Origin of the sequence: Aquibacillus saliphilus (assembly GCF_020404745.1) — a bacterium.
In the GTDB taxonomy this organism is placed as follows: domain Bacteria; phylum Bacillota; class Bacilli; order Bacillales; family Amphibacillaceae; genus Aquibacillus; species Aquibacillus saliphilus.
This window is the reverse complement of record NZ_JAIZAP010000017.1, coordinates 91,917-111,778: the sequence shown is the minus strand read 5'-3', so window position 1 is coordinate 111,778 and position 19,862 is coordinate 91,917. Positions and strand designations below refer to the sequence as shown.

The window sequence follows — 19,862 nt, the reverse complement described above, 5'->3', positions numbered from 1 at the left end:
GGGAGAATCATGCGTGACGAGGCTCTATGTCAAGTCTTATAGGGGGAATAATATAAAATTTAATAAAAAAGATAGGGAGCAATTTCCTCTGTTTAAAATAAAAAATGAAATTTTAAGAAAGATAGAGGAATTTCAAGTATGTGTCTGAAATTAAGGGGCCCAGCCGGTTTTAGGGCGAATAATTCCAACTTTGGGTAGAATAACTTCCACTTTGAGGCGAATAACTCCAACTTTGGGTAGAATCAGGTTCAGCGGTAATTAAGATGTAGTTGAATATGTGTTGTTGCAGGTGTTCCCGCTAAAGAAATTAAAGAAATTCATCCTATGTAGAAGTAAAAATGAACGGATTGCAACGTCTGGTTAAATGAATGGTGGCTTATCGTCTATTTCGGATGAAACTTGAAGATATCTAATTATAAGAAATGATGACCAGATAGATAGAGGTCATCATTTTTTCGTGGGTGGAAGCTACTTCCTTATGATTATTTATCTTTACCTGCAAAAATCCGCCAAAAGGTGCAAGGAAGGAAAACAGTAGAATGATAGAGTTTGACAAGAGGTGCTGGAAATTTAAATAAAGTGACTCCTTTCTTAGTGTTGACCGTCTAATATAATGAAAGAGTGAGAGGTGAGAGGTATGGAAGACGAAAGATTAGTGGAATTGGTGTTGGACGGAGATGATGAAGCCTTTGAAACGTTACACGATAGATATTTTCAACAGTTATTTCAATATGTCTATGTGAAGACGGGGAACTACCATAATGCAGAAGAAATTATTCAAGATATTTTTTTCAAAATGGCAAAAAATTTATGGAGGTTTCAGGGCAAATCCAGTTTTAAGACATGGCTGTTTTCAATAAGTCAAAACACGATAACCGATTATTACAGAAAGCAAAACAAGTATAAAAAGACAATGGCAATGGGACATATGGAATTGGAAAATCTCACGGAACAGGTGCCATCGACAGAAAGCCAGGTGGTCCAACAGGATAGTTTAGATGAGATAACAAAAGCGATAAACCGATTAGGACCGGATTATCGAACAGTTTTACATTTGAGATTGATGGAAGGTTTCTCGATAAAAGAAACGAGCTATATCATGGAAAAAACGACGTTTGCAGTCAAATCGCTACACAATAGAGCTAAAAAGAAACTGGCTGAATGTCTTAGAAATGAGGTGGAAGAACATGACAAAAAGGCCTTACGATGATAAAAAAAATAAACAGTCTGTAACCGATAAGGAGATAAAGGGAGCGATGACTAAGTGGAACAAAAAAGCGTCCGAGTCTACGAAACAAAAAAGTTTTTCAAAAGCGATGGAAGGAATTGAGTTTTCTAGAGAAAAGACTGTAAAACGGCGAAAGAGTGCTTACAGAAAAAATTGGCTAAAGGGGACAATAGCAACCACTACAGCAGTGATATTACTAGCGCTCATGCTTATTAGTACGGATGTCGTTCAGAACGCCTTACTTTCTTCGGGTGATAATCCAGCACCGTTGGAGGACGATAAGAAGGGATCTACTGAAGATGAAAAAGAACCGGATGAATCAGAAGAATTAGAAGAGTCAGATGAATTACAAGATATCCCTGAGGTGAATCGTCCTGCTTCTAAAGATGTTGTGACGAACCCTGAAGGAATGGGTGAAGTAATCAATGCTTATCAGTTGCTTCATGAAGATAATCTTCCTTTTACAACATATATTCCTGATGACTTTGGGATCAAGAAAATAGACGAGGATCTTGGTAGTGGAGTTTCTGTTTCACCTGTTGAATCAGATGTAATGATGATGAAGGTTGTGTTATTTGATCAAGGAGTTTCGGAAGAGAAAGCTCTTGATTACGTAAAAAAAGCGATAGATGGACTTGGAGAAGTCGAAGAATTGCCTAGAGAAGAGTATGAAGATATTCCTGAGTGGGCACTTGCTTCTTTCTATCATTCAGGAGAAATGTTTGGGACGATGACACTTGGTAAATATAATGATCAGCTCTTTTATGTTCATGATCAATATATTGGTGATGCCGGAGACGGGTGGGGACCGATTAAATACGTTATTTTTGATGAATGGCGTTGGACAGAGACAGCTCAACCGTTGAATGAACCTGAGGGCGATAGCGGAGCTTAGACCAATTTAAAAGTAAGAACAAAGGAGTAAAAGCCTATGTGTGGAATTAATGGAATTATCTATTTTAATGGTCAAGCAGTTGAAACGGAATCTCTTAACAGAATGGGGAGACTAATGGCTCATAGAACTAGATGATGATAATTATTGGATTGAAAATAATATCGGGCTTGGGCTTTCGTAGGTTGTCAATTATTGATGTGGAAAATGCGAACCAGCCGCTTTTCAATGAAGATTACTCACTTGTTTTAGTTTGTAATGGTGAAATTTATAATTACCAGGAATTAAGGAATTGGCTTATTTCTCAAGGGGCACGAGTTTAAAACAAAAGGAGATGCAGAGACGATTCTGCATCTCTACGAAGAATATGGAGCAGATTGTGTCAATCATTTGCGAGGAATGTTTGCGTTCATTATTTGGGATACAAAAACAGAGACATTATTCGCTGCAAGAGACCACTTCGGCATCAAACCTTTTTACAACGGGCACCAGGATGAAAAGTTGGTATGTTCGTCATATTTAAAGCATATTACACAAGAAATGGGATCTTTAAAAGAGTTGGATAAGGAAAGCTTGCTCCAATATTTAACGTTTCAATATGTTCCATGTCCAAGAACGATGGTGAAGGGTGTGGCTAAACGACCACCAGCTCACCGACTTACTGTCAAAAGAAAAGATGTGCAAGTGGAGCGGTATTGGCAACCCACGTTGATACAAAAATTTACCGAATTAATTTTCAGAAATTAATTCGGTAAATCCTTGCAATCTTAAACAGACTGTTATACTATGACCTTGTTACCTAATAATTCTAGGTAGGTGAAAATAGTATGTTTAACCGGGAGCTAGTAAAGGGAAGCACATCACTTCTTGTTTTACAATTATTAAATGAACGAGATATGTATGGTTATGAACTAGTCAAGGAAATGGATAAACGAAGTGATCATCACTTCCAAATAAAAGAAGGCACGTTGTATCCTGCTCTACACAAATTGGAAAAGCAGGCGTACATTGACTTTTACTGGCAAAATCAACCAAAGGGTCCAGCACGGAAATATTACCGAATTACATTAGAAGGACAAAGTATTTTGGACGAGAAAACAAGTGAATGGCATCGATATGTACAGGTAATGAACAATCTAATTCGGAGAAATGAGTCATGAGTGTGGCTGAACAACAGTTTATTGAAGAGCTAAGTGAATCCTTATCTAACTGCTCAAATAAACAGGAAATTCTAAAAGAATACGAGATGCACTTATATGAGATAGCCAATGAAGATAATAGCGAAATTCCTTATCAGCAATTGAAAGAACGCCTAGGGTCACCTCAAGAAATTGCGAGCATGTGGCATCATGAAACAGCCATCACACCTAACCGTACACAGTGGCTATTTGTTACTTTTAACATTTGTTTATTTGTTGGCGGAAGTCTATTAACATGGAGCTACAACGTCTTTGATTGGACCTTTATAGAGGTTATCTGGGGAAGACTTACTCACATAGCTTCAATTATCATCATTGTCTATTTTTTCTTCTGGGCGCTGTTAGGTTATGAGATAGGTAAGGAATTTGGTCCTAAAGGAAGAAAGTTGTTAAGAAAGACGTTTGTTTATTGTGTTGCACCGAATCTTATTCTAATGGCATTGACTATTTTTCAGGTGATTCCTTATCAATGGTTTCAGCCACTTCTGAGCATACCATTTATTATTTCATGTATTGTTTTTACAGGCTTACTCTATCCGGTTAGTTGGATTGGTTACCACTGGGGAAAAAAGGCATCTATTTGAGTATGGTACTGTGACTTCATCAGTACTGTACTTTGCTATATTTTTTGCACATATACATAGAATAACTATGTATATAGTATATCTTAGTAATGGAGGATTAGTATGAATATCGAGATAAAACGTCAGGATTTATTATTTCTACTTGTTTGTTTAGGCTTGGCAATTATTACCGAGTTAAGCTTTTTCCATGGAACCGTTGGTGTCTCTTATTTATTGTTTTTAACTGCTTTTTATAGTGTTTTCTTTTTTAGATTCCGGTCATTAGCATTTACTCATCGACGAATCGGAATGTTGTTAATGGTATCAATCTGGATATTATCGGCAAACTACTTATTTTATGATAATCAGCTGTTTTACCAATTAAATTTTTTGGTAACTCCAGCATTAATGACTGTTCATATTATATTAATTACAGCTCCTAAACAAATGAATTGGCACGCACCATACTTTTTACAAACAATGGTTGAGAAGTTGGCAATGGGAATAAAGTATAACAATCATTTTTTTACTAAAATATTTAGATTGATTTTCAAAAATATCGATGTACAAACTGCTCAAACAATTAAACGGATAGCGCTTGGTTTAGTGGTTGGCTTACCGTTGTTAGGTATTGTTACCCTTTTACTTATGTCAGCAGATTCGGTGTTTCAGGATTTTGTCTTACGATTACCGAAGTTTATTTTCCAATTAAGTTTTGAAGAACAACTATTGCGAGCTATGATTGTCGGTTTCTTCTTACTTGTCTTCTTCGGAATATTTCAAGTATTAGAATTATCAAAGTCAAACAAGACTTATCAAAATCAAAAAGAAGATAGAAAAAAGTTCGACAGTGTCGTAGCATTAACAATATTATTTTTACTTAACGGTGTTTATCTTTTGTTTACAGCCATCCAATTCACTTACTTTTTCGGTACGGGATTAGAAGAAGGCTATACGTATGCGGAATATGCTAGACGAGGCTTTTTTGAATTAATACTTGTGACGATGGTGAATTGGACCTTATTAATCAGTTTTCTTACTTTTGTCAAGGAGTCTCGAAAAAAAGCTAATTTAACCTTGAAGGTAATGTATTCAATCGTTGTTGTCGTTAGTGGGGTTATGCTTGTTTCCGCTTTCCAACGTTTAAGTATGTATGAGGAAGCCTATGGGTTTACCTTCGATCGTATTTTGGCTCATGCATTTATGGTATTTTTAGCTATTATTTTTGCTTATACAATGATGCGTGTTTGGATTGAAAGGCTATCCTTGTTGCACTTTTACTTGTTAACTAGTCTTACTTTCTACACGGCGTTAAATGTATTACCGCTAGAAAAAATAATTGTCGATAATAACCTAGAACGCTATCAACAAGTAGGAAAAATAGATGTGTTTTATTTGGATTCACTTGGGTGGCGGGGTGTGGAAGGATTAATTAACTTATACCAAGAAGAACCAAATCATCCAAACGTAGAGAAGATTCTGATTCAAAGAAAAAATACAGCAGAGAATTTTCAGCAGCAACGAACATGGCAATCGTATAACGTTCAAAAACAAACAGTAATGGAAAAATTAAGTAAACTGAACATTAAATAAAGTAAGACATAAAGTGGGGGGGATTATATGGGTGAAGATACGAAATGTAGATTCAGGAAAAATAAATCTTACAAAAAAGTATGCTTAATCATTTTCTTTGTTGCGATACTAACGACGGGATTGATTGGATATGGAATCTACTGGGCATTCTTTGATATGGAGAGGTTACCAACAGGACGATTTCTAACTGAAGAAATATCTCCTGACGGAAAATATACTATAAAAGCATACGTTGCAAATAGTGGTGCAACAACTTCATACTCGATTCGTGGTGAATTAGTGTTTAATGAACGAAATAATAAAACCAAGAATGTATATTGGAATTATAGAGAAAATACCGCAAATATAAAATGGGTTGACAATGATACGGTCAGAATTAACGGGCATGAACTTAATTTGCCAAATGATAAATTTGATTTTAGAAACAAATAATAAGAAGGTTAATATAAAAAATGAGAAGTACGCAATAATCTTTCACGCACTTCTCATTTCTCTTTCTTATACCAAAAATGCTTAAATTAATTAAGCTTAAGCATTGCCGGCAACAGTTTGATCTGCACCATCTGGATCTAGTGAATTTGTTGCATTAATACCACTATTTGTATTGATGAAATCACCTGTGTTAAAGGCACCTGAACCGGCAGAAGTTTTAGATGAACTTTTTGGAGATAAATAAAAACTGTCACCAAAATTGATGACTCCACCACCAACGCTATTAATTTTTATTGGTCCTACAGCAGATGGCATTATGGACACCTTCTTTTCATAGTATTTGTTTTTATTATTTTAAAAACAACTAGGCATTACCACTAACCACTTGGTCAGTTACGTCTGGATCAACCGTGTTCGTTGCACTCAACCCACTATTAGTATTGATAAAGTCACCAGTATTAAAAGCGCCAGAACCAGCAGCAGTTTTAGATGCGCTTTTAGGTGATAAATAGAAACTATCTCCGAAGTTAATTACTCCTCCGTCAACGCTATTTATTTTGATAGGTCCAACGATAGATGGCATTTTTAAACACCTTTCTTAACAGACTATTTATAACTATTGTATTAAATCGTTTTCGTTTTGTTCCTGTTCTAGTATCCGAATGTGCTTTAACCTAGCTTCTGAATCGATATGTTTTAGACTGCCGATTTGAACAAGTGAAGAAGCAGAGACACCGGTAATAGTAACGTTTTTCACATGAATAGTTGGGTTATGGTGATAGGTGTTTTTCTGTATTATTGGCATACCAGGTGATTTGGCAGGTTCCTGTGCAAATATTTTGAATCTGTCAAAGTCAAATCCCTCATCAGAATAAACGCCACCTTCTTTTTGAACAGCTATTACTCTGTTAACAGGTGAAGATGTATTTGCGTCACCAATTTCAACTATCGAACTAAAAGCAACAGACGTAATTTTTATTTTTTCGACTTCAGATAGTCGTTTATTCATTGGTAGTTCCTTCATCAATTGCTGCTTGTCGGAGTGGGACTAGTGAACCAACAATATATGAATCAGGTGGTGTATCGTAGAAGGATGTCAATTTAATTGTTTCGTTATCCCCAATCAAAAACACAGATGAAGAAGCTACCCCTGTTATCTCAACATTTCCGACATTTAATCCCCAATTGTGAACCTCATAATTCATACCTATTTATCTCCTTTTGGTTGATCATTTTGAAAGAACTGTCGAAGAGAATGATTAATTTCTTTTTGAACTTGCTCATAAATTAATTCTTTTAATTCTTGGTCTGTTTGTGTTGGAGCATCACTTCTGGCGTTTTTTTCATAATGGGCTACTCGTTCTGGTAATTGTTTCCGAACGTCATTTACTATTAGTTCCTGATAGGATTGATTTAGAGGAAGACCGTGCTCATTAGATAGTTGATTTAATAAAGCTGGACCTTCATTTATTAAATAAGAATCAAGTTGCTCAACTAATTGTTGAGTTACTGGTTTTACTTGTCGTTGGTAATTATTGATTGGTGACTGGTTTAGTGACAGATCATCGACGTTTGATAGATCCTCTGGAGAAATACCAATATGGAGCGTGCCATCAAGTCTTTCAATTTTTAGTTGGTCAAAATGGTATTCTAATTTTTCAATTGTTGTATTTTTGGCATTAGAATGGTTGTTTTCATTGTTTTCTATTCTGGCAAGTCGTTGTTCAAGTTCTTTCATTCTATTGTCTTGTTGCTGCATATATGCCTGGACTCTGGCAAGGTAATCATGCCATGAATTTGAGTAGTTCATCTTTTGAATCCTCCTAGGCTATGACCTAACTAATACTACAATATGCACGTATTTTTTTGTTCGTGATTTTTTCGCTCCTAAAAATGGATGATATCGAAATAAATAGAGATTATTATCGTTGTCGGACGTTAAAGCTATCGTCATCTAACCCAAAAAACGCGCGAAAATTTCTATAAAAAAAGCAATTCCAAATTTAAGTAGGAGGAGCAAGTGGTACAAGTGGTTCCGCAATTGTACCTTCTGGCTCTGCCTCTTCAGCAAGTTCTGTATAGCCACCAGTATTATATAGTTCAGCTAATGCTTGAATATTACCGGCACTTCCAATCTGAAATATAGAAGAATTTGAAACACTACCTACTTTAATCATCCGAATACAGATAGACTGATGTACTGTTAAATTCATTGATTATCACCTCTACAATCCACTAATGTTCTGGTCAAAGTTATCTTTTTCATCAACGTTAGTGGTTGATTGGTCCAAAGAAATACGTATCCCATCCCCTGTATTAAATGATCCTCCACCAGCAAATGTTTTTGCTTCTGTAAATGGACTCATCGCATAGACATCTCCTATGTTAAAAATACTTGATGACGCAATTGATATTACTTTGACGGCTCCTACAGCGGCAGGCATAGTTTTTCCTCCTTTACGTATAGTTTATGAAACAGGAAGGTTATCTGTTCAAAGATTTAGATGGAGTCACGGAATAATTTAACGAACTTTAGCCAGAAGTCTCCTTCCTCAAAAATTCGTTAGAATTTTAGGTGGGAGCTGAATGGCTGTTTTGCCTCTTTTACAGAAAATAAAAAGCAAAAACGAAGACAAAAATACAATAATTTGGTAGAATTAACTTAAGAACATACGTTTGAAGGTGGCTTGGTATGGCTAAAAAGAACAAAGCATTCAAATTTCGTTTGTACCCATCATTTGAACAACTTATTTTATTGAAGAAGACGTTCGGTTGTGTGCGTTTTGCGTACAATAAAATGTTGAATGATAGAATTGATACATATGAAAAGTTCAAAGAGAATAAGGATGAATTATTGAAACAAAAGCATCCAACTCCAGCTAAATACAAAAAGGATTATCCATTTTTGAAGGAAGTAGACAGTCTTTCTTTAGCGAACGCTCAAATGAACTTGGATAAAGCGTACAAAGCTTTCTTCAAAAAGAATGCGAAGTTTCCAAACTTCAAAAGTAAGAAACACAAGCAATCCTACACAACAAACGTTGTGAACGGAAATATTGAACTTTTGAATGGTCATATCAAGTTACCTAAATTAAAATGGGTGAAACTCAAGCAACATAGAGAGATTCTAGAAACACATCGATTAAAGTCCGTGACCATTTCGATGACTGGTTCTGGAAAAATCTATGCTTCGATTCTTACTGAATTTGAGGAAATCATTAAACCAGTGGAACCTAAAAACGTTGTTGGATTAGATTTTTCCATGAGCGATTTGTACGTGACAAGTGATGGTGAGAGAGCCAATTACCCTCGCTTTTATCGTCAATCTCTCGAAAAGTTAGCCAAAGAACAGCGTATTTTATCACGCCGTAAAAAGGGTTCTAATCGTTGGTACAAACAAAAACGGAAAGTAGCGAAGCTACAAGAAAAAACTGCCAATCAACGCCGTGATTTCCTTCATAAGAAAAGCTATATTTTGGCGAACAAATACGATGCCATCGCTATCGAAGACCTTGATATGAAAGGAATGACGAGGGCTCTTAGTTTTGGGAAAAGCGTCTCTGATAACGGATGGGGAATGTTCACAACGTTCTTAAAATACAAATTTGAAGACCGTGGAAAGTCGTTTGTCAAAATTGACAAATGGTTCCCTTCTTCAAAGATGTGCTCAGAATGCGGCGAAGTAAAATACCAATTATTACTTTCAGAACGCACATTTTCGTGTTCTTGCGGTCACGAATGCGACCGTGATGAAAATGCTGCAAAAAATATTAAAATAGAAGGAAAAAGACAACTTTCAGAAACGAAAGTAGCCTAAACCATATATTCGAACCGCTGGTTCAGCGGGGATAGCTCGGTCAATTTGGGTGGCTAGTAAAAGCACCTATTTATTCGAGAAGCCCCCACTTCAAAATTCGCTAGAATTTTAAGTGGCGGGTAGTTCACGATACAATGAGGGCAGATAATTAGATTAAAAGTTAAATTGGAGGAACTACTATGGCGGAAATAAATTCTCCTCTCACAGAAAGCAGTCGATTACAGTGGATTGATGCTGCGAGAGGACTTGCAATACTAGGAATTTTCATGGTCAATGCACCAGCATTTAATGCGCCTTTCTTTCTCTATGGTGGAGAGGACGAGTTCTGGACTAGCTCACTGGATCAGTCTGTTCAAGTAATTATCGATATTTTTTTCCAAGCAAGCTTTTATACGTTGTTTTCATTTTTATTTGGATTTGGTATGCAGATTATTATTAACAAATTAATAGATAAACAAATGGATGTAAGAATTCTCCTTTTTAGAAGATTAACAATCTTAATTGGTTTTGGATTTATTCATGCATTTTTTATCTGGCATGGGGATATTTTACTTTCATACGGGATTATTGGTCTGTTACTGCTTTTATTTATTAATACGACTAATAGAACATTACTTTATTGGGCGTTTGGGCTACTTTTAATTCCGGTGTTAATTTACACTTGGTTGTTATATATGGTTAAAGATCAATTAAATACATATAATTTAGGTGCTGTAAATCAGGCATTTACTAACTATGGCCAAGGTACCATTGTGGATATTTGGCAACAAAATTATCAAGATTGGATCTATGCAAATGGGTTTATTGGTTTTATTTTTCTAGCTTTTGGGCTTTTACCATTATTTTTACTTGGTATGCTTATAGCAAGAAAGAAGTGGCTTCATAATGTAAATCAACATGCATCGATATTAAAAAGGTTATGGCTAGTTACGTTATTAATTTTTATTGTATTTAAAGCAGGACCACATTTGTATGGAAACCCTGCGTGGTTTTCGTATGCACAAGATTCGGTTGGCGGTTCGGCTTCTGCGCTATTCTATCTTGTTTCGATTACACTGGCTTTTCAAAAAGGATTGCTTGCTAAGCTGTTACTTCCGTTTATCTATGTAGGTAGAATGTCACTTACAAATTATTTGTCACAATCAATCATCTGCTTCATTTTATTTTACTCAGTAGGTTTCGGTTTGTATGGGAAAATTAGTCCAATAGGGAGTGTAGGAATTGTACTAGTTATTTTCAGTCTCCAAGTAGTATTAAGCAAGGAATGGATAAAGAGATATAGATTCGGCCCGATGGAATGGGTGTGGAGAAGATTAATGTATGGAGAAAAACTTCCAAATAAACGAGAAAGGAAAGAGGTGGAGCAAGGGTGAATCGTGATTCGATAAAAAAAGAAGCGCAAAAATGGCAAGAAGAAGGAATCATCAATCAGCAACAGATGAGTCAAATTGTCGGTCGATATCCGAAACGTGATCGTGGTTTTTTATTATTAACCTTTGCAGCATTGTTTATTGGTTTAGGATTTTTAACATTTATTGCCTCCAATTGGTCCTTTATTCCGCAGATTGGAAAAATGGCAATCATTCTAATTTTCATGGTCGGTTTTTATATAAGTGGCGAGCAAGTTTATCGAAACAAATCAAAACCAGTTGGACTGAGTTTGCTTGTTATTGGTTTATTTGTGTTTGGTGCTGGTATTTTTCTAACAGGTCAAATGTATAATTACATGTATTTTCAAGCTACACCTTTCTTGATATGGGCGTTAGCTGGAGTTTTATTGTTCGTTTTTTATCAACACGCTACACTATATGTTGTATCGATTGTGATTACTACAGTAGGGCAAGTGTATAATGCCTTCGTGTACAGTGATTTTTACTTCATGTTATTTTTGGTTCTGTTGTTAGCATTTGGTCACTACACCTATCACAGGGCAAGGCGCCTATATGGATATTTGTTTGCTTGTAGTTTTATGATTCAGACGATCGTGCTTATTTTTGCTTTTGGAAGTGAATATTACTGGGTAATTGTAAGTTCGCTAGTTTTATATGGATTAGGAAGTGCTAGTAATAGACAAGGAATAAGCAGACCTTTCCGGCATGTGAGCTTGCTAGCGATGTTCATCTTATGCATTTTTCATATATTCTCACTTGGAAATTCCTATTTTTTGAACTCGATTGGATTTGAATCTGCATTTCTAATCGTATGGATTATTCTTTTTATCTTAGCTTCAATAATTAAGATAATGAAAAAAGAGATAATAAACACAATTGAACTTGTCTTGTTTTTGCCAGTAGTTTATCTGTCATTTGGTGATTTACTTGCTATGCTAATGTTATTTGCTTTTTCACTAGGTATCTTACTTATTGGTTATAAAGAAGAAAATTATCAAAAGATTACGCTTGGTACATTTGCATTTCTAATAAGTACTTTACTTGCTTATATTCACTTAGCTTGGGCGTTCCTTAACAAGTCACTATTTTTCTTTCTAGGTGGTATTATCCTATTCATCCTTAGCTTTCTATTAGAGCGGAAACGTAGAGAACTAAAAAAGGATGTTAAAGGAGGCGTCAACGAATGAAACGGATATTTTTTTACATCATTGTTGGATTGCAATTTTTATTTCTGGTTGGGATGGCAGCATCGTATTATATGATTGACTATTTTGGCGAAACAATAAAATTAGAAACGTTGCCCGTTGATCCTCAAGACATCTTTTATGGTGACTATGTCACGCTCCGTTATGAAATAGAGGAAATTCAGGCAAATAAGTGGGGTGGGAATGAGAATCCTACATCAGGTAATCGGGTCTACGTGCTGTTGGAAAATAAGGAGGGAGCATATCAAGTAGTTAAAGCATCAGATGAGAAGTTTCAACCAAGTAGTGGTCAAGTGATGTTAACGGCAAAGTACAAATACCACGATTCCATCAATAGCATTTATCAGGTTGACTACGGATTGGGACGATATTATATTGAAGACAATACTGGTCAGCAGTATGAACAATCGGGTGAGATGATTGTCACTGTAGCCGTGGCACCTTGGGGACAGAAAAAGATTACTGATCTAAAATGAATCTGTTAATCTGAAAATAAATGAAAACACCCCAAGAGTTGATCAACTCTTGGGGTGAAAACTATTTTGCTTCTAATACTTCTTTTATTCTATCAATCGCCCACTGAAGATCTTTTCTTTCAATAATTAGTGGAGGGGCAAAGCGTATGACATTTTCATGTGTTTCCTTACATAAGAGACCTTTTTCTTTTAACCTTTCACAATAAGGACGAGCAGCTTCTGTTAGTTCTACACCAATAAAGAGGCCTTTACCACGGACTTCTTTTATGATCGGGTTATTTATCTTTTTCAATTCTTCCATCATGTAAGTGCCAAGCTCTAGAGAACGATCTGCAAGGTTTTCTTCCTCCAATACATCAAGAGCGGCAATCGAGACAGCACTCGCTAACGGGTTACCACCAAATGTAGAACCATGAGAACCTGGATTAAATACTCCTAATATATCTCTGTTAGCAACGATGCATGAAATAGGAAATACACCGCCACCTAAAGCCTTACCAAGAATCAAAATGTCTGGAGTAACGTCTTCCCAGTCACATGCAAACATTTTACCACTTCGACCTAGACCAGCTTGGATTTCATCAGCGACGAACAGTACATTATTCTCTTTACAAACTTGATAAGCTTCTCTTAAGAAACCTTCTGGTGGCATCACTATTCCTGCTTCACCTTGAATCGGTTCTAATAAAAAGCCAGCTGTATTTTCAGTAATCGCATTTTTAAGAGCATCGATATCTCCGTAGGGAATTAATTTAATTCCTGGTAGCATTGGACCAAAACCTCGCTTATATTCCTCCTCGGATGATAGAGAAACCGCAGTCATTGTCCTACCGTGAAAGTTACCTTCACAAGCAATAATTTCAGCTTTATCTTCTTTGACGCCTTTGACATCATAAGCCCAACGTCTTGTTGCTTTAACAGCTGTTTCTACAGCCTCAGCGCCAGTATTCATTGGTAATGTCATTTCTTTATTTGTTAATTTACATACTCTTTCAAACCATGGTCCTAGTTGATCGTTATGAAAGGCCCGTGATGTTAATGTAACCCGGTCTGCTTGATCTTTCAGTGCTTGAATGATTTTTGGATGACGATGCCCCTGATTAACTGCAGAATATGCACTTAGCATATCCATATAACGGTTTCCTTCAGGATCATAGACCCATACATTCTCTGCTTTAGAAATAACAATAGGCAGTGGATGATAGTTCTTAGCTCCATACTCTTGGGTTTGATCAATTATTTCTTGACTATTACGTACCATTATATTCCTCCGTTCTAGAGTGGAAAAACGATGTGTCTGATAAAATAATAAACATGGTCTAAATCACTTTTTAGCTAGAGTTTCTAAGCAGGAATTATCTGCCTATCTTTACCATTTATTATAACAGTTCTACTTAATATTTCACCAATTGTAGCGGATTAAAACATTTATTATATGAAAATAATAGTAAAAAGTGATATGATATTCATGACTAAAGGTGAGGAGGTTTTAAAGTGACACATTTACATATAACATCATGGGTGCTAGCCTTTATTTTATTTGTACTAGCATTGTTATTTTACAAACAGGGAAACAAAGCTGGAAAAATACTTCATATGGTATTAAGACTGGATTACTTATTAATCTTATATACCGGTGGAGATTTATTAATGGATTATTTTACTGCGAACATGATGCTAGGTGAGGTTCTAGTGAAAAGTTTTGCCGGACTTTGGTTAATTTCTATGCTCGAAATGATTTTAATTAAAACTAAAAAAGAGAAGCCAACGAAGAACTTGTGGATTCAACTGGCTATTGCTTTTGTAATTGTACTCGCCCTAGGATTTGGTCGCCTACCAATGGGTATTTTGCCAGGAGCATAACAAAAACTTATCACGTTCGCGTGATAAGTTTTTTAGTTTCGTTAGCATTGTTTTTTTAAAAAGTACGTGGTGTTGTGATTGCGACTGATAAACTTTCCGGTAAAATAAATAGGATATTAACCGTAGAGAAGATGCCAACGTGCGTCTTCTTTTTTCGTTGTTCACCGGAAATGATAGATGGAATTCTGTGGATAATTAATTCCTAAGTTAGCCACGTCCAGCTCAACCGAAATAACATCAGGTTAAATTACTTCGAAGTGTTGAATCCCAGGATTCTTTCACAGATTAGGCGTACGATTCATATGAATATATAGTAGTTTATCATGAAATACGTCGTTAATAATAGGAGAAAAGCTCACGGCTGATTCTTTAAGTCGGGTAGAAAGTCAAGTTTTTCTAATAAGGAAGGTGTTGATTTAATAGATGTGTGGTATTACAGGTTGGATTGATTTTAACCGAAACTTATTATCAGAAGTAGATAATGTAAGAAAAATGTCAAATGCGATTCAACATCGTGGTCCGGATGAGTATAATGAATGGATTTCTAACCATGTAGCCTTTGGTCATCAACGCCTAATTGTTGTTGATCCTGAAGGTGGTAAACAGCCGATGGAATATACAAAGGATAATTCCAATTATGTTCTCGTTTATAATGGTGAACTTTATAATACAGAAGATATACGAATAGAACTACTTAGACACGGGTGGTCATTTAATTCTTACTCAGATACGGAGGTGCTGCTTAAAAGCTATATCCAATGGGGGAGAGATTGTGTACAGAAACTAAATGGCATTTTTGCATTTGCTATTTGGGATTCTATAAACAAGGAATTATTCATGGCAAGAGATAGACTGGGAGTGAAGCCACTGTTTTATATGGAAAAAGACGGTGGAATTTTATTCGCTTCTGAATTAAAAGCATTAATAGCCCATGATGAAGTTGAAGCTATTTTAGATGAAGACGGCCTTAGTGAAATTTTAGCCCTAGGGCCATCAAGAACTCCTGGTCATGGGGTGTTCAAAGGAATGCATGAATTACGTTCAGGGTTTGTTGGCATCTTTACTAAACATGGCTTTAAAACAGAGCGTTATTGGAATGTAACCAGTACGGCCCATACCGATGATGTCGAAGAAACGGCAGATACGATTAGATACCTGCTCACTGATGCTGTTGAACGTCAATTAATATCGGATGTTCCGCTTGGTACTTTCTTATCGGGTGGAGTCGATTCCAGTGCAATTACTGCGATTGCATCTAATTATTTAAAGCGTCATAACAAAGGAACATTAAATACTTTTTCTATTGATTATGAGGATAATAATAAATATTTCCAGAAAAGCTCATTCCAACCGAATAGTGACCAGGATTTTATTGGAACGATGGTTGATGCACACAATACAAATCACTATAACTTTGTTATTAGTAATAAAAAATTAGCCGATATGTTGAAGGAAGCTGTTGAATTTCGAGATTTACCTGGTATGGCTGATGTAGACTCTTCACTATTATGGTTTTGTCATCAAACCAAACAAGAAGTAACAGTTGCATTGTCAGGCGAATGCGCGGATGAAATATTTGGTGGGTATCCATGGTTTTACCGTGAGGATGATTTAGCACGGGAAGGATTTCCTTGGATTCGTTCGTCAGAGGTTAGAAGATCATTGCTAACTAAAGAGTTAAATCAAAAACTAGATTTACACGGCTATATGCTAGACCGCTATCAAGAAACAATTGATGAGACTCCGCAGTTTGAAGGAGATAACGAAATAGAAAGACAAAGACGACAAATGTTTTATTTGAATATGCTTTGGTTCATGCCAACGCTACTTGATCGAAAAGATCGAATGAGTATGGGGGCTAGCTTTGAAGCTCGAGTGCCATTCAGTGATCACCGACTTGTTGAATACGTATGGAATATCCCCTGGGAGATGAAATCGTATAGAGGTAGAGAGAAGGGAATCCTTAGAAAAGCGCTTGAAGGGTTGTTGCCAGACGAAATCTTATACCGAAAGAAAAGTCCTTATCCCAAAACACACAATCCAATTTATAAGGATGCTGTAGTAGAATGGCTACATGATATTTTAGACGATCCAAATGCGCGCCTATTTGAAATTTTCGATAAGGATGAAATACGAAAGCTTGTAGAAAGTGAAGGGAAAGAGATTGAAGCCCCTTGGTTTGGTCAATTAATGACAGGACCACAACTTCTTGCACACTTATGTCAGATTGATCACTGGTTACGAACGTATGATATTAAAATTGAATATTAGAATTACCTCGAGTGTGGATATATGTCCACACTTTTCTTATATGATAGGAAGAAAAGTGAATTTTTTTAGACAATTAGTGAAATTGGTTTGACTTTAATGTTAAGACTAGGATAATAGTAGAGGGTTATTTTAATTGTCTGAAATGAAATAATACATATAAATGTGTTTTGGAGAGGAAGTATTGCATGCAAAAATTTCTAGTGTTTCTCGTGAGCATTTCGAGCGTTTTTCTAATTGCCGATACATCGTATGCAGCTTTGGAGGATGATTCTTCTTTGCAAAACGAGTTGATTTATTATGTTCTGGTTGATCGCTTTACGAACGGAACTGCAGAAAATGATGGTGACATAGATATTGAAGATCCATCGGCGTACCATGGTGGAGACATTCAAGGTGTAATCAGTAATTTGAATCATATAAAGGAACTGGGTTTTACGACCATTAATTTGAGTCCGGTCATGAGTAATGGAGCGGAAGGTTACCATGGTTTTTTGATTGATGATCATCGTTTAGTTGAAGAACACTTTGGATCAATGGAAGAATTAGCCCAATTAGTTGAAGAAGCCCATAAATTAGATTTAAAAGTAGTATTGGATTTTGTTGTTTCACATGTAGGTCCAAACCATGAATCCTTAACAAATAATTCAGATTGGCTTGCTAATACTACAACATTTGATGGAAATGAGTATCCGAGTCCTGATTTAAGTAACGAAATGGTTAAGCAATACTTTTTTGACAGTGCAGCTTTCTGGATTAATGAAACAGGTATTGATGGCTACAGGTTGTATATGAACGAAAACACTCCAAGTACATTTATTAATGAGTTTACCGATGCCGTTCAATCTATCGACTCGGACTTTTTTGTGATTGGTGAAGTAATAAACTCCAATCAGGGTTTTAAAAGTGATGAACTAACAATAGATGCATTAGTAAATGATCAAATACACAGCAGATTATCGGATATATTTAGTAGTTACGGTAATTCTATAGAACCATTGTTGAAAGAATGGCCAAATAATACTAATTTAACCAATGGATTGTATTTAGATAGTCATGAAACAATTAGGTTCACAAGAGAGGTTGTAAAACAGAAGCAAAACCCGATTACTCGCTGGAAACTTGGCTTAACATTTCTTTATACAACTCCAGGAGTACCAATAGTCTATCAAGGCTCTGAAGTTCCGATGGATAACGGTGAGGATAGTCCAGATCACAGAATGACTCAAATAAATGGTGGAGACGACGAGTTGCAACAACATATTGAACAACTTGCTGCTATTAGAAAGCAATTTCCATCATTAGTCTATGGAAAATTAGATTTGGTTGAATCAATTGGTGCTATGACTATGTATAAGAGGGAGTATCAAGGCAAGGTCGTATATGTAGCAATAAATAACGATACAAAAACGAAATCGATTACGATTAAAGACGTACCAGAAGGTATGCAACTGACAGGATTGCTACAAGATAATATTGTTCGTGAAAAAAATAATGGTGAGTATAAAATTACACTTGATCGTGAGACTGCAGATATATATATAGTAGAAGAAGATACGGGGCTGAACTGGTTATTTATTACCTTCGTTGTATTAGTTCTAGGTGGATTTGTCGGGGGGGTAACCTACTTAAGTATTAAAAATAAACGCCAACAGTAATAGTGTTAGAAAAAGCGTAGGGATTGTCCTACGTTTTTTCTAACTTGTTTCATTTAACAAAGAGCCATTTTATTGTAGTTTATTTAAAAATATATTATCCATTGACAACATTACCACCATTAACATGAATCATTTGTCCGGTAACATAACTAGAGTCATTACTAGCTAAATAAACGTAAGCGGGAGCTAATTCGAAGGTTTGTCCAGGACGTCCCATCGGAGTATCGGAGCCAAATTCTGAAACTTGTTGCTCATCAAAACTTGCAGGAATAAGCGGAGTCCAAATTGGACCAGGTGCAACAGCATTGACCCGAATACCCTTTTTAACCAATGATTGCGATAATGCTCGAGTAAACGATGTTATCGCTCCCTTTGTACTAGAATAATCAACTAACTGTTCATTACCTTTATAGGCAGTTATCGACGAGGTATTTATAATTGAACATCCCTGTTTGAAATGTGGAACAACCGCTTTCGCCATGTAAAAAAATGAGAAAATGTTAACTTTAAATGTTTTTTCGAATTGTTCGTTAGTGATACTCATAAAGTCTTTTTGTGGGTACTGAACCGCGGCATTATTAACTAATATATCCACTTTACCATATTCTCCGATAACAGATTGGACTGAAGTATTACAAAAGTCTGCATCTGAGACATCACCACTAATTATCGTGCATTTTTGTCCTTCTTTTTCAATCCATTTTTTTGTATCTTCAGCGTCTTTATGTTCATTGAAATAAATAATGGCGACATCTGCCCCTTCTTTTGCAAAATAAATGGAGACCGCGCGTCCAATACCACTATCACCGCCAGTTACTATGGCTACTTTTCCTTTTAGTTTTCCACTACCGTTATAGTTTGGATCTTCGTACTGTGGCAAGGGATTCATTTCGTGCTCAAAACCAGGTTGCCTATTTTGATGTTGTTTTGGTAGTATTTGTTTTTTATTGTTGTTGCTAGACATACTAAAACCTCCTTAAGTTAGTACAGTTCGTTTTAGTATTGTCATTTAAAAGAGTTATTATTATTCGAAAGAGGTAGCCACCTAAAGCTGTTTACTTCGTTACTAAGATGCTTATGTTATCTGTTCGTGACAAGATATTGCACCATCATTGTGCAAGTGTTGGAAGAAGATACGATACTGATAGATATCGATTTCTCCACGAATATAGATTTGTTGGCAGAAATCTAAAAGTTGATCTATTGAATTTGGTTCGTGATTCCGCTCGTAGGTGTATAACGAAATAAGATTTTTTAAATCCATCGTTAACCTCCTT

Annotated in this window: 25 protein-coding genes; 15 read left to right on the top strand and 10 right to left on the bottom strand. The window is 36.0% G+C overall.

All coding sequences use genetic code 11. The features are described from left to right. Positions 1-637 precede the first annotated feature (637 nt). The 8 genes from LD272_RS16420 (at position 638) to LD272_RS16390 (ending at position 5,907) form a co-directional block, all read left to right on the top strand. The gene (locus LD272_RS16420; RefSeq protein ID WP_226037706.1) at positions 638-1,210 is read left to right on the top strand and encodes an RNA polymerase sigma factor; all 573 of its coding nucleotides are present in this window, start codon (positions 638-640) and stop codon (positions 1,208-1,210) included. After that, complete coding sequence (locus LD272_RS16415; protein WP_226037705.1) at positions 1,188-2,123, top strand: hypothetical protein; 936 nt, start codon at positions 1,188-1,190, stop codon at positions 2,121-2,123. Before LD272_RS16420 ends, LD272_RS16415 begins: the two co-directional genes overlap by 23 nt. A gap of 131 nt (positions 2,124-2,254) precedes the next feature. Further along, positions 2,255-2,443 (top strand): class II glutamine amidotransferase domain-containing protein, encoded by a 189-nt coding sequence (locus LD272_RS21520; protein ID WP_369414000.1) that lies wholly within the window; start codon positions 2,255-2,257, stop codon positions 2,441-2,443. Then, positions 2,412-2,867, top strand: coding sequence for a class II glutamine amidotransferase domain-containing protein (locus tag LD272_RS16410; RefSeq protein ID WP_369414001.1), 456 nt, complete (start codon positions 2,412-2,414; stop codon positions 2,865-2,867). Before LD272_RS21520 ends, LD272_RS16410 begins: the two co-directional genes overlap by 32 nt. An 80-nt stretch (positions 2,868-2,947) precedes the next feature. Further along, complete coding sequence (locus tag LD272_RS16405; RefSeq protein ID WP_226037704.1) at positions 2,948-3,280, top strand: PadR family transcriptional regulator; 333 nt, start codon at positions 2,948-2,950, stop codon at positions 3,278-3,280. Next, positions 3,277-3,903, top strand: coding sequence for a DUF1700 domain-containing protein (locus LD272_RS16400; protein ID WP_226037703.1), 627 nt, complete (start codon positions 3,277-3,279; stop codon positions 3,901-3,903). Before LD272_RS16405 ends, LD272_RS16400 begins: the two co-directional genes overlap by 4 nt. 102 nt (positions 3,904-4,005) lie before the next feature. After that, a complete protein-coding gene (locus LD272_RS16395) occupies positions 4,006-5,475 on the top strand; it encodes a DUF4153 domain-containing protein (RefSeq protein WP_226037702.1) in 1,470 nt (489 codons plus the stop codon). A gap of 27 nt (positions 5,476-5,502) precedes the next feature. Further along, positions 5,503-5,907 (top strand): DUF5412 domain-containing protein, encoded by a 405-nt coding sequence (locus tag LD272_RS16390; protein ID WP_226037701.1) that lies wholly within the window; start codon positions 5,503-5,505, stop codon positions 5,905-5,907. A 96-nt stretch (positions 5,908-6,003) separates the two neighbouring features. Here LD272_RS16390 and LD272_RS16385 read toward each other — a convergent pair whose 3' ends face one another. The 7 genes from LD272_RS16385 to LD272_RS16355 all read right to left on the bottom strand — a co-directional run bounded on the left by LD272_RS16385 (position 6,004) and on the right by LD272_RS16355 (position 8,351). After that, positions 6,004-6,222 carry a spore germination protein gene (locus LD272_RS16385; RefSeq protein ID WP_226037700.1) on the bottom strand — a complete coding sequence of 73 codons (219 nt, stop codon included), beginning with the start codon at positions 6,220-6,222 and terminating at the stop codon, positions 6,004-6,006. 49 nt (positions 6,223-6,271) lie between these two features. Further along, positions 6,272-6,490, bottom strand: a complete 219-nt coding sequence (locus LD272_RS16380) for a spore germination protein (RefSeq protein WP_226037699.1) — start codon at positions 6,488-6,490, stop codon at positions 6,272-6,274. A gap of 33 nt (positions 6,491-6,523) precedes the next feature. Beyond that, on the bottom strand, positions 6,524-6,916 hold the full coding sequence (locus LD272_RS16375; protein ID WP_226037698.1) for a spore germination protein GerPE: 393 nt from the start codon (positions 6,914-6,916) through the stop codon (positions 6,524-6,526). Beyond that, the gene (locus LD272_RS16370) at positions 6,909-7,112 is read right to left on the bottom strand and encodes a spore germination protein GerPD (RefSeq protein WP_226037697.1); all 204 of its coding nucleotides are present in this window, start codon (positions 7,110-7,112) and stop codon (positions 6,909-6,911) included. The genes LD272_RS16375 and LD272_RS16370 overlap by 8 nt, the downstream gene beginning before the upstream one ends. Before the next feature lie 2 nt (positions 7,113-7,114). Continuing rightward, a complete protein-coding gene (gene gerPC / locus LD272_RS16365) occupies positions 7,115-7,717 on the bottom strand; it encodes a spore germination protein GerPC (RefSeq protein ID WP_226037696.1) in 603 nt (200 codons plus the stop codon). A gap of 193 nt (positions 7,718-7,910) precedes the next feature. After that, positions 7,911-8,120, bottom strand: coding sequence for a spore germination protein GerPB (locus LD272_RS16360; RefSeq protein WP_226037695.1), 210 nt, complete (start codon positions 8,118-8,120; stop codon positions 7,911-7,913). Positions 8,121-8,132: 12 nt separating this feature from the next. Further along, positions 8,133-8,351: a spore germination protein gene (locus tag LD272_RS16355; RefSeq protein ID WP_226037694.1), complete on the bottom strand. Its 219-nt coding sequence runs from the start codon at positions 8,349-8,351 to the stop codon at positions 8,133-8,135. A gap of 248 nt (positions 8,352-8,599) precedes the next feature. On the opposite strand from LD272_RS16355, the gene LD272_RS16350 reads away from it, so the two are divergent. From LD272_RS16350 to LD272_RS16335, 4 genes are all read left to right on the top strand, one after another. Beyond that, positions 8,600-9,724 (top strand): RNA-guided endonuclease InsQ/TnpB family protein, encoded by a 1,125-nt coding sequence (locus LD272_RS16350; RefSeq protein WP_226037693.1) that lies wholly within the window; start codon positions 8,600-8,602, stop codon positions 9,722-9,724. A 179-nt stretch (positions 9,725-9,903) separates the two neighbouring features. Further along, positions 9,904-11,097, top strand: a complete 1,194-nt coding sequence (locus tag LD272_RS16345; RefSeq protein ID WP_226037692.1) for a DUF418 domain-containing protein — start codon at positions 9,904-9,906, stop codon at positions 11,095-11,097. Further along, the gene (locus LD272_RS16340; protein WP_226037691.1) at positions 11,094-12,302 is read left to right on the top strand and encodes a DUF2157 domain-containing protein; all 1,209 of its coding nucleotides are present in this window, start codon (positions 11,094-11,096) and stop codon (positions 12,300-12,302) included. The genes LD272_RS16345 and LD272_RS16340 overlap by 4 nt, the downstream gene beginning before the upstream one ends. After that, positions 12,299-12,796 carry a GDYXXLXY domain-containing protein gene (locus tag LD272_RS16335; RefSeq protein ID WP_226037690.1) on the top strand — a complete coding sequence of 166 codons (498 nt, stop codon included), beginning with the start codon at positions 12,299-12,301 and terminating at the stop codon, positions 12,794-12,796. Before LD272_RS16340 ends, LD272_RS16335 begins: the two co-directional genes overlap by 4 nt. 61 nt (positions 12,797-12,857) lie before the next feature. Here LD272_RS16335 and LD272_RS16330 read toward each other — a convergent pair whose 3' ends face one another. Continuing rightward, the gene (locus LD272_RS16330) at positions 12,858-14,057 is read right to left on the bottom strand and encodes an ornithine--oxo-acid transaminase (protein WP_226037689.1); all 1,200 of its coding nucleotides are present in this window, start codon (positions 14,055-14,057) and stop codon (positions 12,858-12,860) included. A 233-nt stretch (positions 14,058-14,290) separates the two neighbouring features. Between LD272_RS16330 and LD272_RS16325 the strand changes: the two genes are divergently transcribed. The 3 genes from LD272_RS16325 to LD272_RS16315 all read left to right on the top strand — a co-directional run bounded on the left by LD272_RS16325 (position 14,291) and on the right by LD272_RS16315 (position 18,585). After that, a complete protein-coding gene (locus tag LD272_RS16325; protein WP_226037688.1) occupies positions 14,291-14,659 on the top strand; it encodes a YisL family protein in 369 nt (122 codons plus the stop codon). A 423-nt stretch (positions 14,660-15,082) separates the two neighbouring features. Continuing rightward, complete coding sequence (gene asnB, locus LD272_RS16320) at positions 15,083-16,930, top strand: asparagine synthase (glutamine-hydrolyzing) (protein WP_226037687.1); 1,848 nt, start codon at positions 15,083-15,085, stop codon at positions 16,928-16,930. A 185-nt stretch (positions 16,931-17,115) separates the two neighbouring features. Then, a complete protein-coding gene (locus tag LD272_RS16315) occupies positions 17,116-18,585 on the top strand; it encodes an alpha-amylase family glycosyl hydrolase (protein WP_226037686.1) in 1,470 nt (489 codons plus the stop codon). A gap of 94 nt (positions 18,586-18,679) precedes the next feature. Here the strand turns inward: LD272_RS16315 and LD272_RS16310 are convergent, their stop codons facing one another. Both LD272_RS16310 and yppF read right to left on the bottom strand, forming a co-directional pair. Beyond that, the gene (locus LD272_RS16310) at positions 18,680-19,549 is read right to left on the bottom strand and encodes an SDR family oxidoreductase (protein WP_226037685.1); all 870 of its coding nucleotides are present in this window, start codon (positions 19,547-19,549) and stop codon (positions 18,680-18,682) included. A gap of 111 nt (positions 19,550-19,660) precedes the next feature. Beyond that, positions 19,661-19,849, bottom strand: coding sequence for a YppF family protein (yppF, locus tag LD272_RS16305; protein WP_226037684.1), 189 nt, complete (start codon positions 19,847-19,849; stop codon positions 19,661-19,663). Positions 19,850-19,862: the final 13 nt, after the last annotated feature.

Excerpts from the sequence above, each read along its gene's own strand:
- LD272_RS16420 (WP_226037706.1), top strand. The coding sequence starts at position 638 with ATGGAAGACGAAAGATTAGTGGAATTGGTGTTGGACGGAGATGATGAA.
- LD272_RS16415 (WP_226037705.1), top strand. The coding sequence starts at position 1,188 with ATGACAAAAAGGCCTTACGATGATAAAAAAAATAAACAGTCTGTAACC.
- LD272_RS21520 (WP_369414000.1), top strand. The coding sequence starts at position 2,255 with ATGATGATAATTATTGGATTGAAAATAATATCGGGCTTGGGCTTTCGT.
- LD272_RS16405 (WP_226037704.1), top strand. The coding sequence starts at position 2,948 with ATGTTTAACCGGGAGCTAGTAAAGGGAAGCACATCACTTCTTGTTTTA.
- LD272_RS16400 (WP_226037703.1), top strand. The coding sequence starts at position 3,277 with ATGAGTGTGGCTGAACAACAGTTTATTGAAGAGCTAAGTGAATCCTTA.
- LD272_RS16395 (WP_226037702.1), top strand. The coding sequence starts at position 4,006 with ATGAATATCGAGATAAAACGTCAGGATTTATTATTTCTACTTGTTTGT.
- LD272_RS16390 (WP_226037701.1), top strand. The coding sequence starts at position 5,503 with ATGGGTGAAGATACGAAATGTAGATTCAGGAAAAATAAATCTTACAAA.
- LD272_RS16385 (WP_226037700.1), bottom strand. The coding sequence starts at position 6,222 with ATGCCATCTGCTGTAGGACCAATAAAAATTAATAGCGTTGGTGGTGGA.
- LD272_RS16380 (WP_226037699.1), bottom strand. The coding sequence starts at position 6,490 with ATGCCATCTATCGTTGGACCTATCAAAATAAATAGCGTTGACGGAGGA.
- LD272_RS16375 (WP_226037698.1), bottom strand. The coding sequence starts at position 6,916 with ATGAATAAACGACTATCTGAAGTCGAAAAAATAAAAATTACGTCTGTT.
- LD272_RS16370 (WP_226037697.1), bottom strand. The coding sequence starts at position 7,112 with ATGAATTATGAGGTTCACAATTGGGGATTAAATGTCGGAAATGTTGAG.
- gerPC (WP_226037696.1), bottom strand. The coding sequence starts at position 7,717 with ATGAACTACTCAAATTCATGGCATGATTACCTTGCCAGAGTCCAGGCA.
- LD272_RS16360 (WP_226037695.1), bottom strand. The coding sequence starts at position 8,120 with ATGAATTTAACAGTACATCAGTCTATCTGTATTCGGATGATTAAAGTA.
- LD272_RS16355 (WP_226037694.1), bottom strand. The coding sequence starts at position 8,351 with ATGCCTGCCGCTGTAGGAGCCGTCAAAGTAATATCAATTGCGTCATCA.
- LD272_RS16350 (WP_226037693.1), top strand. The coding sequence starts at position 8,600 with ATGGCTAAAAAGAACAAAGCATTCAAATTTCGTTTGTACCCATCATTT.
- LD272_RS16345 (WP_226037692.1), top strand. The coding sequence starts at position 9,904 with ATGGCGGAAATAAATTCTCCTCTCACAGAAAGCAGTCGATTACAGTGG.
- LD272_RS16335 (WP_226037690.1), top strand. The coding sequence starts at position 12,299 with ATGAAACGGATATTTTTTTACATCATTGTTGGATTGCAATTTTTATTT.
- LD272_RS16330 (WP_226037689.1), bottom strand. The coding sequence starts at position 14,057 with ATGGTACGTAATAGTCAAGAAATAATTGATCAAACCCAAGAGTATGGA.
- asnB (WP_226037687.1), top strand. The coding sequence starts at position 15,083 with ATGTGTGGTATTACAGGTTGGATTGATTTTAACCGAAACTTATTATCA.
- LD272_RS16315 (WP_226037686.1), top strand. The coding sequence starts at position 17,116 with ATGCAAAAATTTCTAGTGTTTCTCGTGAGCATTTCGAGCGTTTTTCTA.
- LD272_RS16310 (WP_226037685.1), bottom strand. The coding sequence starts at position 19,549 with ATGTCTAGCAACAACAATAAAAAACAAATACTACCAAAACAACATCAA.
- yppF (WP_226037684.1), bottom strand. The coding sequence starts at position 19,849 with ATGGATTTAAAAAATCTTATTTCGTTATACACCTACGAGCGGAATCAC.